Origin of the sequence: Shewanella cutis (genome assembly GCF_022410515.1) — a bacterium.
GTDB classification, from domain to species: domain Bacteria; phylum Pseudomonadota; class Gammaproteobacteria; order Enterobacterales; family Shewanellaceae; genus Shewanella; species Shewanella cutis.
The window spans coordinates 19635-33978 of the sequence record NZ_JACSDI010000017.1 but is presented as its reverse complement, the minus strand read 5'-3'; the positions used below and the strand labels follow the sequence as shown (position 1 = coordinate 33978).

Here is a 14344-nt window from a genome sequence, read left to right as displayed (position 1 = left end):
TAACGACAGTCACTTTGGTTGGTATAGTCACTGCGGTTTATAGCTGCTAACGATTTTTGCGAAATCACTGATCAAGGCTTCGTTGAGGACTTGAGGGGCTTGACCTAACTCCGCCGTGGGTTTAAACACCGCCACCCGCGTGCCTTGGGGAGACACCAGCACATAGCCAGCACTGTGGTCGACTTGATAATTTTCACCTTCACCGACCATAGCGTAGGTGAGTCCTAAGCTGCGGGTGAGTGGGAAGATTTGGGTTTGTTCACCCGTGACAGCCTTAAACTCAGGATTAAAGAAATTCACATAGCTAAGCAGTTTATCTGGTGTGTCCCGTTTGGGATCGACTGATAAAAATACCACCTGAATTGGCGCAACTTTTTTAAGCTCAGAGTAAGCGGCGGCAAGCTTGTTTAAGGTGGTCGGGCATATATCGGGACAGTAGGTAAAACCGATAAAAAATAAGCTCCACTGATCTGTTAAATTAGCATTGGTAAAAGCCTGTTGATGTTGATCAACAAGCTCAAATGGCGCGAGACCGAAAGCATTAGGAAACAGAAAACCACTTTGTAATTCAACGGGTTTAGGTGGGGTGAGCTTCACAGCCAAAAGCCCGCCGAGCCCTATCAAAAGTATGGCGATCACTAACAGCGTATTGGGGATTCTTTTTTGCATACCTTGTCCTTCCTACATTCTTGATTGCGATGGCAATCTTGTACTGCAACTTAGGCTCACAAATAGTGGTCGAGCAGTAATGCCATAAATAACAACATCAAATGATAAATCGAGAAGCGAAATACCTGCATCGCCAACCCTTCGCGATCCTGATACTTTAATTGCCACGCTTTATAGATAAAGCCACAACTGAGCGCACTAGAGCAGACGAAATACAGTGGGCCACTCATCCCCACCAAGACGGGTAATAGGCAAGCAATCGCCAGCAAAATCGTATAGAGCAAAATACAGGTTTTAGTAAACTCTACCCCATGGGTGACGGGCAGCATGGGAATATCGACTTTGGCATATTCAGCGCGCCGGTGAATCGCCAGTGCCCAAAAATGCGGCGGTGTCCACAGGAAGATAATGATCACCAGCAAGAGCGCATGACCATGGAATTGATTAGTGACAGCAGTCCAACCAAGCAGCGGTGGCATGGCACCTGCTAAGCCGCCAATCACAATATTTTGCGGCGTGGCCCGTTTCAAATAAGCGGTATAAATCAACGCGTATCCAATCAAGCTAGCAAAGGTGAGCCAAGCGGTGAGCGGATTAGTGAAAAGATACAGAATCACGAAACCAAGGCTACCTAAGGCGGCGGCAAATATTAGTGCGCGCGTTGCGGAGATCCGCCCTTTGGGGAGTGGACGATTGTAAGTGCGCGCCATCAAGCCATCGATGCGTCGATCAATCAGATGATTTAAGGCCGCAGCTGAGCCCGCCATCATCGCGATGCCTAAAAGTCCTGCGATCAAAGGTTGTACGGGTAATATTGTTGGCATCGCTAAGCACATGCCGACTAAGACAGTGAGTAGCATTAAAGCCACCACCTTGGGCTTAGTCATTTCAAAATAGGCACGCCATGCCACATTAACACTAGGCTGACTGCTGATTGAGAGTGGTTTTGCCATGGTTAAACCCTCGAAGTTGAAGATGACTGATGCCAAAGAAAATAGTTAATTGCGACTAGGGTAAGTAGCAATAATGCCGCGCCGCCATTGTGGGATACGGCAATTCCCAGTGGTAAATGCATCACCACATTTGAAATCCCTAAACTGACTTGCAGTACCAATAAGCCGACCAGCAACAGACTGAGTGCCTTGAGTTGAGTGCTGACAAATAATCGATAGGCAAGCAGCAGTAACAGGCTGGCGGTAATAATGGCACCGATACGATGGGCAATATGGATTGTCATGCGCGCATGGTAATCCAGTACCCCAAATTCAAAGCTGGGGTGTTGGCCCTGGAAAGGAGAAAACGCATCGGCGATGGCAAGGTTGTCCATCCAGTTACCTTCACAAATAGGCAAAACCGTACAGGCGAGGGCGGCATAGTTTGACGACGTCCAGCCCCCCAACATGATCTGACCGATGAGGACAAATAGACTGACTAATGCCAAGGGGGCGAGATTTTGAACCGAGGTGCCACTCGCCACAATCCGCCGCGGTCGAGTGCGAAGATAGAGGAGTAGCAGCAGTGAAATCAGGCTAAAGCCACCAATAAGATGCGACATTACCACGATAGGCATGAGTTTCATTGTCACTGTCCACATGCCTAGCGCCCCTTGAAACAGGATAAGCAACACTATGAACAGAGGTAACTTTTTCGGTGCTTCTGGGGTTTTTAAACATAAAACCCAGATGGATAACACTAGCAAGCCGAGCCCGCCAGCAATATATCTATGGATCATTTCAAGCCAGGCTTTCTCTGGCTCGATATCATGGTCAGGAAATAGGCTTTGAGCATGGGAGATCTCATGGTCTTGGGTGGGAACTTTGATATGGCCGTAGCACCCCGGCCAATCTGGACAGCCTAAACCCGCATCCGAAAGTCGTGTGTAAGCCCCCATTAAAATCACTAACAGGGTAAAAAATAAGGTAATACGTAGAAGCCAAGTCAGTTGCATTAGTCTACCCTCGAGAGTTTTAATAGCTTACGCAGATCGGCGACCAGTGCTTTACCTTGGGCTAAATGCGCCGCTTTACCTTGTACTTGGGGGTAGCGCAAAACGAGAGAACCAAGTGGGTCAACAACAATAAGTTGCTGTTGATCAAGCCACTCCTTGAGGCTTTGATTGGCTGGCTGTGTGTTGAAGTCAAAGGCATTTAATGCAGTTAAGTCGCTATCGGGATTCACAAGAATGAGGGGCGCGACCCGAGCCTGATCAGGTCCTAAGGCCGTATGGCTTTGGCGCAGGATATACAGACGTTCGCGGCAAGCTTCATCACATAGGGCGGGCAGTAAATACAGCAATTGCCATTCCTTAGGCATAGGATTAGTCATGCCTAGACTGGCATAACTGGTCTCTGGGCTAATTAACTCACCGTGATTGGTAGCGCCGCCGTGATACCAATGCAAGCTCAGTACTAACTTAGCGATGACTACAGGCGCAATAAATGCCAGTAGTAATAACCCCAGTGCGCGGTATTTGGTTTTGTTTTGGGAGTTCATATTTGCTCCTCTTGCACTATCCCTAATTAATTGTTTAGTTTTTATAATCAGTATTTTGCTATTGCTCTGTTTTGGCCTAGTCCTTATGTAGTTGATGGCGTGAGCGTGATTTTTTGACGTACTTAATCCCCTGCCAGCCCATCAGTCCTGCAAATACGGTCGCCATTGCAAACCATTGCAGTGCGTAGCCCCAATGCTTTTGTGCCGACAAGGGGAAGGGTTGCCAAGGGTGAGGTAATGCTGGTGTTGGTAAGAGATTCGCTAAAGCATCAGGCTGCAACACCACGGGCAAGATTGGATGCCCTAGCATCTTGGCCATCTCGGGCAGATTAAGATTTTGAAAACGAATTCGCTCACCTTGTGGTGTGGTAAAGGGTTCTGCCAGTAAATGATGGCTTAAGGGATTGATCTGCTTTTGATAGAGTCGACCTATTAGCACTAAATCACCTGTAATAGGGGTTACCTCGGGCAATTCATCACGGTGAGATTTAGCGGCGATAAAACCAAGCTCGAGTAACAGCCAAGGTTGATCTGGTGTGAGTGCACTATTTTCTTCGTGCCGAATTTGCAAAATCTGAAAGGCCAAATAACCCACTTGTCCTTGATAGATTTGATTGTCGAGTAACCATATTTGTTGATTAATAGGTGTTGCTTGCACTTGTAAGCGGTAACCCGTCATGCTGCCGCTATCTAGCTTGTTTAATAGCGCTTCAATACTAAGCACAGGAGCGGTTTGCCTTGCTTCCATATCTGCTAGTTGCTGGTTTTTTTCAGCGGCTCTGTCCATTTGCCATAAACCTAACTTGACCAAAATCACGAATAGCACCACAGTCAATATCAGCAGTAGCAAGGCCCCCCTATGCAACCAAATCAATTTAGGCAGAGAAATATAAGGATAGTGCATGAATATCCCACTGATTTTTAAGTGTGTTTTAGTACTGTTGTTGTTATTTATCATTTTTAATCTAGGCAGAGCCTTAATTATTATGGTTAAAGGTGGCGATCAAACCGCTGATAATCCAGTGCCTATGAGCCACTATTTGGGCCGCAGGGTGATGTTTTCTGTACTGGTTATCCTGCTCTTGCTGGTGGCTCTGGGGACTGGGCTTATTGGCCTCAATCCCACACCTTAATCTTAATATTTGGCGTTAAATGCTAAGATATTGTTTTGATATCGTTTTAAAGCACATACACAAAAATAAACAGACAGAGCCAAACCACATCGACAAAGTGCCAATACCAACTGCCAGCCTGAAAGGCGAAATGCTTATCGACACTAAAGTGTCCCTTTAGCACCCTGAAAAATAAGACTAATAGAAAGATAGTCCCCAAAGTGACATGCATGCCATGGAAGCCCGTCAACAGGAAAAAGGTATTGCCATAGATACCTGAAGTCAGAGTCAGCCCCATTTCCTCGTAAGCATGGCGATATTCGGCAACCTGTAAGGCAAGGAAGCTAATCCCTAGCAAAATCGTAAGCCCAAGCCAGAGTATGATGGCCGAACGTTTACCCTTTTCTAAGCTGATATGGGCAAAATGTAAGGTGACTGATGACGTTAGCAGTACAATGGTGTTGATTAAAGGCAAACCATTCCACGGCATCGCTGTGGTTTTTGTACCATCAGGAGTGGTTAGGAGTGGCCAAACGGCTTCAAAATTCGGCCATAGGATTTCGTGGGTCATGGCGTTGTTGGATGCCCCGCCAAGCCAAGGCACTGCAAACATGCGGGCGTAAAATAACGCACCAAAGAAGGCGGCAAAAAACATCACCTCGGAGAAAATAAACCAGCTCATGCCTTGGCGAAACGATCTGTCCATTTGATGGGAGTAAAGGCCCGTCATCGATTCCTGAATAACGGTTCTAAACCAGCCTACAAGCATAAATAAGATCACGGCAATTCCCGCAAATAGGATGTATCCACCTCCAGAGTTGCCGGATTTTAATTGTGTTACAAACTGCCCTGCGCCAAAGGCGATTAAGAATAAGCCAATAGCCCCCACAATTGGCCATGCACTCTGGGCGGGGACATAATAAGTTTCATGTTTAGTGGTCATTTTGCAGCTCCTTGCTCTATGGCAGACGCTAACTGCTTGTCGGTAATGTCGTAGAGGGTGTAAGAGAGGGTTAAGGTGTGGATCGACTCAGGCAATTGAGGGTCCACGAAGAAAATCAACGGCAGCTCAGCGCGACTCGCTGCCGCTAAGTGTTGTTGGTTAAAGCAAAAACATTCGGTTTTATTGAAGTAGGCCGCCCCTTGCCCAGGTGAAACTGATGGTATCGCCTGACCCACAATCAGCCTATTCGATAAGTTTTGCGCTAAAAATGTCGTGTGGATCAGTTCACCTGGATGCACATCGAGCCGTTTAGTTTGTGGCTCAAACTTCCACGGCATGCCCGTTGATACCTGTGAGATAAACTCCACAGTCACCACACGGTTCTTATCTACCGTAATTGCTTGGTAATTACTGGCGGTATTAGAGGTTTTGCCATTAATCCCCAGTTTTTCGCACAGCACATCGTAGAGTGGCACCAATGCAAACCCAAAGCCAAACATCGCAAGGCAGCCCAACACCAGTAGGCTGATAAGCTTACGGTTTGACTTGATGTTGGGCTGATTGGGTTGGTTTTGCATGTTATTTCACCTCGGGTGGCGTGGTGAAAGAGTGGTAGGGTGCGGGGCTTGGCAGCGTCCACTCTAGGCCTTCGCTGCCTTCCCATGGCTTGGCGGGGGCCTTTTCACCACCTCGGATACACTTAATTACCAGTACGAGGAAAATCAGCTGAGATAGACCAAAGGCAAAACCCCCAATCGAGACGATTTGGTTTACATCGGCAAATTGAATCGAGTAATCGGGGATACGCCTTGGCATTCCCGCAAGACCTAAGAAATGCATCGGAAAAAACAACACGTTGACCGAAATGACTGAACACCAGAAATGCCATTGGCCTAACCTTTCGCTGTACATATGGCCGGTCCATTTGGGGAGCCAGTAATAAGCTGCCGCCATAATGGAAAAAATTGCACCTGTCACTAACACATAATGGAAGTGAGCTACGACAAAGTAAGTGTCGTGATACTGGAAGTCAGCGGGGGTTATAGCGAGCATCAAACCAGAGAAGCCGCCAATAGTGAACAGGATAATAAAGGCCACCGCGAATAACATTGGGGTTTCAAAACTGAGGGAGCCACGCCACATGGTTGCCACCCAGTTAAACACTTTTACTCCGGTGGGTACTGCAATCAACATAGTGCAATACATGAAAAACAACTCGGCAAACACCGGCATACCAGTGGTGAACATATGGTGCGCCCACACGAGGAAGGACAGAATCGCAATACTGGCAGTCGCATACACCATGGACGCATAGCCGAATAATGGTTTGCGGCTAAAGGCCGGTACGATGGCGGATATGATGCCAAAGGACGGCAAAATCATGATGTAAACCTCGGGGTGACCGAAGAACCAGAAAATATGCTGGAACATCACGGGATCACCACCGCCAGCGGCCTCGAAGAAGCTAGTGCCGAAAAACTTATCGGTTAATACCATAGTGACCGCACCCGCGAGTACGGGCATGACGGCGATAAGCAAAAAGGCGGTAATCAACCAAGTCCAGACGAATAGCGGTAGCTTCATCCAAGTCATGCCTGGTGCGCGTAGGTTGACTATGGTCACGATCACGTTGATCGCACCCATAATCGAGCTGATGCCCATAATATGGATGGAGAACACAAATAACGCTGTGCTGTCAGGGCTATAAGTGGTCGAGAGTGGTGCATAGAAGGTCCAGCCAAAGTTGGGGCCGCCTCCCTCCATAAACAATGAGCTAAGTAGAATGGTAAAGGCGAATGGGAGGATCCAAAAACTCCAGTTATTCATCCGCGGTAGCGCCATATCAGGTGCCCCAATCATCATGGGGATCAGCCAATTCGCGAGCCCCGTAAAGGCGGGCATTACCGCGCCAAATACCATAATCAGCCCATGAACCGTGGTCATCTGATTAAAAAAGTTAGGTTCAACGAGTTGTAATCCGGGCTGAAAGAGTTCGGCGCGGATCACCATGGCCATCGCGCCACCGGTTAAAAACATAATAAAGCTAAACCATAAATACAGAGTGCCAATATCTTTATGGTTAGTCGTGAGTATCCAGCGCATGATGCCTTTGGGTGCACCGTGATGATGTTCATCATGGGCGGCAATTTGATCTTGAGTCAGTGTGCTCATCTTAATCCCCTACTGTCCATGGCGAGCAATATCAGCGGGTTGCACTGTATCGCCAGTATTATTGCCCCATGCATTGCGCTCATAGGTAATCACGGCAGCAAGCTGTTGCGGGGAGAGTTGTTTACCAAATGCCTGCATGGCTGTGCCCGTTTTACCCTGAACCACTATGTCGATGTGATTGGCGACTGGGCCTGTTGCAATAGCACTGCCAACGAGTGCTGGGAAGGCGGGGGGCATGCCTGCACCAGTGACTTGGTGGCAAGCTGCACAGAAAGTGACATAGACTTTTTCCCCTTCGGCCATTAGCACTTCATGACTGAGCATGGGAAGGCTAGCGGGATCGACATTTATCACGGGTTCTACTGAATGGGTTGCAGCTTGAGGAACTTGTGTGGCAGCCGTTGTTGCAGAAGAAGTATTGCTACTGCCAGCTGATTGATGGGCATCAACGTCTTTAGCCTGTACAGCATCACCCGTGTTATTTCCCCAAGCATTACGCTCATAGGTAATCACTGCGGCAATTTCTTGTGTAGTCAATTGCTTGCTAAAGGCTTGCATCGCCGTACCCGCTTTACCATTGAGCACAATTTCAATATGAGCACCGAGCGGGCCCACTGCAATCGGGCTGCCTTTAAGATGTGGGAATACGCCTTTAAGACCTTCGCCATTCGGTTGGTGGCAGGCTGCGCAGTGGCCAAGGTAAACTTGTTCGCCCTGCGTCATCAGCTCTTCTTTACTCAGGGTTTTGGATAGTGAAGCTTGTGCGGCTTGTGCCGCGGCATTGGCTGCTTGCTTTTGCTCTTTGACCCAAGCATCAAATTCCGCCTCAGGAAGTGCCTGGACAACTATGGGCATAAATCCATGATCTTTACCGCAAAGTTCGGCGCATTGACCGCGATAAATACCGGGTTTGTCGATACGTGTCCAAGCCTCGTTGATAAACCCAGGATTCGCATCTTTTTTCACTGCAAAATCAGGTACCCACCATGAATGGATAACATCTTCAGAGGTCATCAAAAAACGAATTTTTCTATTTACCGGCAGAACAAGGGGTTTATCTACTTCGAGTAAGTAATGCTCACCTTTAACCTCATTTCCTTCAATTTGAGGTCTTGGTGTGGCGAGAATACTGTAAAACTCAATATCTTGGTCGAAGTAGCTATAATGCCATTTCCATTGGGAGCCCGTCACTTTGACCGTTAGATCGGCATTGCTAGGGTCTTCCATTGCAATAAGCGTTTTAGTTGCTGGAATAGCCATCAAAATCAAAATGACGAACGGAATTACCGTCCAAGCAATTTCAACTTTAGTGCTTTCGTGAAAGTGAGAGGCGACCGCGCCCTTGGATTTTCTGTGATTGATCATGGCATAAATCATCACGCCAAAAACCACTAAGCCTATCGCGCAGCAGATATACAGAATCGTCATGTGCAAGTGGTATACCTTGCCACTGATTTCTGTTACGCCAGGTGTCATGTTGTACCGCATGTCCGATGCGGCCAACGGTGGGGCGAATAGCACCACGAGTAAACAATACAACCATTGCTTCACAAGATTTCTCCTCTGCCAATTGCGAATAGCAACTACAAAGAAGAGCAACACAGTAAGTCTCAACTCTATGCAAACTCTTCAGTTCCCAAAAAAGTGTTTCTGACTTCAACGTGCGTTGGCGGCTTACTTATGATCAAGTATTGTTACTGCTGGTATTAGCCACACTGGCACATACTGCTGAATAAACCCATTCTTCTCAATTTGTTTGGGCGAGTGATGTTCGATAAAAACTCGATATCTACGCCTAAACTGGCGATTTATTATCCACGCCTTAATCAACCATACTTGCTGTTTGAAAATTGATCAAGATCACTTCTTTTTCTAATTGTCTGAAAAATTGCCAAAAAAAGCCTCACTTTCATTGGTGAGGCGGCTTTCAAGGCTAAATACGGAGTACGAAATTTTAATGAACAGAGCTGAAAAAAGCGGGTTGAGTAAATTTGGTGGATTGTGTGAGATTGGCATCTGAAGGCAAGTCAATTGTTGTACCTTCGAGCACTATTCCCATTGCACGAGCGCTCTTTGCTACAATTTGTAAACGACGATTGTCGCGGGCATCGAGGGCATGGCTCCAAGTTATCACAGCACTAGAAGTACCGCTGATTAAGGCTTTTTCCATTGCCCACAGGGTTTCGACTTCATCTTTTGCGTGCACCAGTAACACTCGATCCATACGGACGCCTGCATTTGCCAATAGCTGCTTGTAACCAATACTGGGTGGATTAATCAACACGATCCATCTTCCCTGTTGGCTCAGTTGGGCCAGTTGTTTGCTCAGTTGTGTCAGTTCTTGGCGGCCTTGGCTCTGGGTTGGCATAGTGACAATTGGCGTATGCTGCCAATCACTATCTGCGTCCCGAACAGTATCGAGCCATAAACCGGGGTGACGCGGGGCATTACCTAATAGTTTGTTCATAGCCAATCTCCGTTGCGGATCACCCCTACGGCGAGCCCTTCAATGGTTAAACTTTGGAAACTCAAATCGACTTTAATGGGTGAATAGTCTTCATTTTCGGCATGTAGATAGACTACATTTCCTTTTTTTTCAAAGCGTTTGACTGTTACATCATCGTCTACGCGAGCAACGACGACTTGTCCATTGCGAGCTTGTTGTACTTTATGAACAGCGAGCAGATCACCTTCGAGGATGCCGATGTTTTTCATACTGTCACCCTTAACGCGCAGTAAGAAATTGGCTGTCGGGTGGAACATACTAGGATCGATTTGGTAATACTGTTCTACGTGTTCTTGAGCGAGAATGGGCTCGCCTGCAGCCACTTGACCTATGAGTGGCAGTCCTGTTTCACTGTTATCTTCTTCCTCAACAGGGAGACGGATCCCGCGGGATGTGCCGGGCATGATCTCGATGCAGCCTTTCTTTGCCAATGCCTTAAGGTGTTCTTCAGCGGCATTTGCACTTTTAAAACCCAAGCGGGTGGCTATTTCGGCCCGAGTGGGTGGCATGCCTGTTTCGGCAATATTACGTTTAATCAGCTCTAAAATTTCAGCTTGGCGTGGCGTCAAGGGTCTCATGATCTTTCCTGTTTTTCTATACAGTTACTGTTAGTATATACAGTATTATTCATAGTGCAAGTATTAACCACTTTTTAACGGGATTGGAGAGTATTAGCGAATATTCCCTAGAATCTGGTATTCTATTGGGCTAATGAACGTACTTACATTGCATAAGAATAATGCCTAAACAAGACTCTCTTTGGTTGAAATCATTACGCTGGATCCAAAAATACTTAGTGCACACCATTGTTGTGCCGCAGGATCCCTTTGCTGATCTGAATCTGGATGCCTCCAGACCGCTCGCCTATGTAATGAAAACAGAATCCCTCAGTGATATTGCGGCTTTAAGCGAGATCACCGCTAAGCTTGGTTTGCCAAGCCCCTACGAGCCTTTAGTAGTTAATGGCGTAGTGGCGCCTCGTGTGGTGTGCCTTGAAGGGCGTAAACCGTTATTTGGTGATCGTGCGAGTAACGAGCCTTTCCTAGAATGTTTTATGCGCCTGTTGGCGGTGCATAAAGAGAAGCCTGAGTTAGATATTCAACTGGTACCTGTCAGTCTGTATTGGGGTCGTACTCCTGGTAAAGAAGATGACACAATGAAGGCCGCGGTGCTGGAGCGCGAAAATCCTACTTGGTTACGTAAATGTTTGATGATTCTATTTTTAGGTCGTCACAACTTTGTGCAGTTTTCCAATGCTGTGTCACTGCGCTACATGGCTGATGAGCATGGTACCGATATGGGTATTGCCCACAAATTGGCTCGAGTGGCTAGGGTACATTTTCGCCGCCAACGTAAGGTGATGACGGGTCCTGTGTTGCCCAATCGTCAGGCGTTATTCGATTCTCTGCTTAAATCTGAATCCTTACGTAAGGCGATTCAAGAAGAAGCGAACAGTAAGAAGATTTCCGAAACCCAAGCGCGTGAAACCGCCATTGAATATCTTGATGAAATCGCTGCAAATTATTCAGATAGCCTAGTGCGGATTGCCGAGCGTTTCCTCACTTGGTTATGGAACAAGTTATACAGCGGTATCAATATCAAAGGTGCCGAGCAAATTCGACAATTACACCACGATGGCCATGAGATTGTGTATGTGCCATGTCATCGCAGCCATATGGATTACCTGCTGTTATCCTACATTTTGTATTACCAAGGTATGGTGCCGCCGCATATTGCTGCGGGCATCAACTTAAACTTCTGGCCTGCGGGGCCGTTATTCCGCCGTGGCGGTGCTTTCTTTATCCGCCGTAGTTTTAACGGCAATAAACTTTATACGGCCGTGTTCCGTGAATACCTCGATCAGCTGTTTGCTAAGGGATATTCGGTGGAGTATTTCTCCGAAGGGGGCCGTTCTCGCACAGGGCGTTTGTTGGCACCGAAAACGGGTATGATTGCGATGACAATAAACAGTGTGCTGCGAGGCATTGAACGCCCCGTCACCTTAGTGCCTGTGTATTTAGGTTACGATCACGTGATGGAAGTGGCAACCTATCATAAAGAGCTGAGCGGTAAGAAAAAGCAGAAAGAGTCTGTATGGCAAGTCTTTGGTGCTATTCGTAAATTAGGTAATTTTGGCCAAGGTTATGTCAACTTTGGTGAGCCGATTACATTGCAGAACTTCTTGAATGAAACCGCGCCAAACTGGCGCACTGAAGTGGCTGATGATCCAGAGCAAAAACCGACATGGTTAACCCCTGCGGTTAACGTATTGGCTAATCGGGTGATGACGCGCATTAATGATGCCGCCGCGGCCAGCTCTATCACGTTAACCAGTTTAGTGTTGCTGGCGTCTGAGCAAAATGCGTTGGAGCGTTGTTTGTTAGAGCGTCAGTTAGATTTGTACCTAACTCTGCTTAAGCGTGTGCCTTACACTTCGTTTACTTCAGTGGCTGAAGGTGATGGCAAGCATTTAGTGCAGCAAGGACTTGAGCTCAATAAGTTTTCCATCAGCGCCGATCCTTTAGGTGAAATAGTGTCAATTGATGAGAAACAAGCAATATCAATGACATACTATCGTAATAATATTATTCACCTATTTATTATTCCGTCGTTAATTGCGAGCTGTTTAATCAACAATAAACAGATTTCAAGGGCGCAAATCTTTGGCGTTGTGAACGACTTCTATCCGCTGTTGAAGGCTGAGTTATTCATGGGGATCAAAGATCTCCCAAGCTACGTGGATCAGGTGTTGGATCTGTTTATTGAGCAAGGTTTAGTTGAAGAAACCGAGCTATTGTCGGTTGCGACTGAGCGCGCGAGCCAAATGCTATTGTTGGCCGGAAGCGTCAACGAAACATTGCAACGCTATGCGATTATTTTCAATTTACTTGCCCATAGACCTAAAATGGAACGCTCAGATCTTGAGTCTGAAAGCCATCTGCTGGCTCAACGTTTAGGGGCGTTGCATGGTATTACCGCGCCTGAGTTTTACGATAAAAAACTCTATAACACCTTGAGTGTTAAACTAAAAGAATTAGGTTATTTCTCTGGTAAAGAAGATAAATCCGATGTCGAGCGTATTAGAGATCAAGCCAATAATTTACTAAGAGCCTCGGTGAGACAAACGATAGTCGCCAGCGTGACCGCGGAGCAATCGTTTAATGGCTAACCATATGAATGCGGCTAAAAATAAGCCGGTAGGTAAGTCTCTGCTCGGTGGCGCCATGATTATTGCCGGTACCACAGTCGGGGCTGGGATGTTTTCATTGCCCGTTGTTGGCTCAGGCATGTGGTTTGGCTATTCGATATTGATGTTGCTGGGTATTTGGTTTTGTATGTTGATGTCGGGGCTGTTGCTGCTCGAAACCAATTTACATTTCGAGCCAGGCGCAAGTTTCGATACCCTCACCAAGGAAACCCTTGGCCAGTTCTGGCGTATAGTGAACGGGGTTTCTATCGCCTTTGTGCTCTACATCTTAACCTACGCCTATATCAGCGGTGGTGGTTCGATAGTAAACCATAGCCTACAAGGGATGGGGGTTGAGCTACCCCAAAGTGTTGCCGGATTAGTGTTTGCGGTGGTGCTCGCCTGTATCGTGTTGATTAGCACTAAGGCTGTCGATCGCATAACAACCATTATGCTCGGTGGGATGATCATCACTTTCTTCCTCGCGATTGGTAACCTACTGATTGAGATCGATGTGACTAAGTTACTCGAGCCGGATGGAAATCAACGTTTTATTCCATATCTATGGGCTGCATTACCCTTTGGGCTCGCCAGTTTTGGTTATCATGGCAACGTGCCTAGCTTGGTGAAGTATTACGGCAAAGATGCCTCTACCATTATTAAGGCCATTTTTGTTGGTACTTTTATCGCGTTGATTATTTACGTTTGTTGGTTAGTGGCGACTATGGGCAATATTCCCCGCAGCCAATTTAGCGAGATTATTGCCCAAGGCGGCAATATGGGGGTGCTCGTCGGCGCACTGTCGAAAGTGATAGAAAGTAGTTGGTTGAACAGTATGTTAACGCTATTTGCCAACTTAGCCGTCGCTTCATCTTTCCTAGGTGTCACACTCGGTTTATTCGATTACTTAGCTGATTTGTTTGGTTTTGATGATTCGCGCTCAGGCCGGATGAAAACCGCGATTGTTACCTTTGTGCCGCCAACAGTATTCGGTTTGTTATTCCCCGATGGCTTTTTGATTGCCATTGGTTTTGCAGCCTTAGCGGCAACCGTGTGGGCTGTGATAGTGCCAGCGCTGATGGCCTATAAATCGAGACAACAGTTCCCTAACTCTCAAGGTTTTAGAGTCTTTGGTGGCACACCATTAATTATTCTTGTGGTGTTATACGGCGTAGTGACAGGGGCTTGTCATCTACTCGCGATGGCGAATCTATTGCCGCAGTTCTCCTAAGTTTTTTGTCTACGAATCAAGCCCTCAAATT

General features: G+C 46.9%; 14 protein-coding genes. 3 read left to right on the top strand and 11 right to left on the bottom strand.

The annotated features are described in order from the left end of the window. Window positions 1–27: 27 nt before the first annotated feature. The 5 genes from H9J30_RS17240 to H9J30_RS17220 all read right to left on the bottom strand — a co-directional run bounded on the left by H9J30_RS17240 (window position 28) and on the right by H9J30_RS17220 (window position 4066). Window positions 28–669 (bottom strand): SCO family protein, encoded by a 642-nt coding sequence (locus H9J30_RS17240; RefSeq protein ID WP_240132129.1) that lies wholly within the window; start codon window positions 667–669, stop codon window positions 28–30. A 56-nt stretch (window positions 670–725) separates the two neighbouring features. Beyond that, window positions 726–1622 (bottom strand): heme o synthase, encoded by an 897-nt coding sequence (gene cyoE / locus H9J30_RS17235; protein WP_240132128.1) that lies wholly within the window; start codon window positions 1620–1622, stop codon window positions 726–728. A gap of 2 nt (window positions 1623–1624) precedes the next feature. Beyond that, on the bottom strand, window positions 1625–2617 hold the full coding sequence (locus tag H9J30_RS17230) for a COX15/CtaA family protein (RefSeq protein ID WP_240132127.1): 993 nt from the start codon (window positions 2615–2617) through the stop codon (window positions 1625–1627). Continuing rightward, window positions 2617–3162 (bottom strand): hypothetical protein, encoded by a 546-nt coding sequence (locus H9J30_RS17225; RefSeq protein ID WP_240132126.1) that lies wholly within the window; start codon window positions 3160–3162, stop codon window positions 2617–2619. Before H9J30_RS17225 ends, H9J30_RS17230 begins: the two co-directional genes overlap by 1 nt. Before the next feature lie 76 nt (window positions 3163–3238). Then, window positions 3239–4066 (bottom strand): SURF1 family protein, encoded by an 828-nt coding sequence (locus H9J30_RS17220; RefSeq protein WP_240132125.1) that lies wholly within the window; start codon window positions 4064–4066, stop codon window positions 3239–3241. Here H9J30_RS17220 and H9J30_RS17215 point away from each other — a divergent pair. Continuing rightward, window positions 4065–4295, top strand: coding sequence for a DUF2909 family protein (locus H9J30_RS17215; RefSeq protein ID WP_240132124.1), 231 nt, complete (start codon window positions 4065–4067; stop codon window positions 4293–4295). The two genes, H9J30_RS17220 and H9J30_RS17215, sit on opposite strands and share 2 nt — an antisense overlap. A 46-nt stretch (window positions 4296–4341) precedes the next feature. On the opposite strand, the gene H9J30_RS17210 is transcribed toward H9J30_RS17215, so the two are convergent. The 6 genes from H9J30_RS17210 to lexA form a co-directional block, all read right to left on the bottom strand. Further along, window positions 4342–5217: a cytochrome c oxidase subunit 3 gene (locus tag H9J30_RS17210; protein ID WP_240132123.1), complete on the bottom strand. Its 876-nt coding sequence runs from the start codon at window positions 5215–5217 to the stop codon at window positions 4342–4344. Further along, window positions 5214–5795, bottom strand: coding sequence for a cytochrome c oxidase assembly protein (locus tag H9J30_RS17205; protein ID WP_240132122.1), 582 nt, complete (start codon window positions 5793–5795; stop codon window positions 5214–5216). The genes H9J30_RS17210 and H9J30_RS17205 overlap by 4 nt, the downstream gene beginning before the upstream one ends. Before the next feature lies 1 nt (window position 5796). After that, complete coding sequence (ctaD, locus tag H9J30_RS17200; RefSeq protein ID WP_240132121.1) at window positions 5797–7389, bottom strand: cytochrome c oxidase subunit I; 1593 nt, start codon at window positions 7387–7389, stop codon at window positions 5797–5799. A gap of 9 nt (window positions 7390–7398) precedes the next feature. Continuing rightward, window positions 7399–8940, bottom strand: coding sequence for a cytochrome c oxidase subunit II (coxB, locus tag H9J30_RS17195; RefSeq protein WP_240132120.1), 1542 nt, complete (start codon window positions 8938–8940; stop codon window positions 7399–7401). A 403-nt stretch (window positions 8941–9343) separates the two neighbouring features. Then, complete coding sequence (locus H9J30_RS17190; protein WP_240132119.1) at window positions 9344–9856, bottom strand: cell division inhibitor SulA; 513 nt, start codon at window positions 9854–9856, stop codon at window positions 9344–9346. After that, window positions 9853–10473, bottom strand: a complete 621-nt coding sequence (gene lexA, locus H9J30_RS17185; protein WP_011074200.1) for a transcriptional repressor LexA — start codon at window positions 10471–10473, stop codon at window positions 9853–9855. Before lexA ends, H9J30_RS17190 begins: the two co-directional genes overlap by 4 nt. A 161-nt stretch (window positions 10474–10634) precedes the next feature. Between lexA and plsB the strand changes: the two genes are divergently transcribed. Then, window positions 10635–13064 (top strand): glycerol-3-phosphate 1-O-acyltransferase PlsB, encoded by a 2430-nt coding sequence (gene plsB / locus H9J30_RS17180; protein ID WP_240132118.1) that lies wholly within the window; start codon window positions 10635–10637, stop codon window positions 13062–13064. Further along, window positions 13057–14313: a tryptophan permease gene (mtr, locus tag H9J30_RS17175; protein ID WP_240132117.1), complete on the top strand. Its 1257-nt coding sequence runs from the start codon at window positions 13057–13059 to the stop codon at window positions 14311–14313. The genes plsB and mtr overlap by 8 nt, the downstream gene beginning before the upstream one ends. Window positions 14314–14344 lie beyond the last annotated feature (31 nt).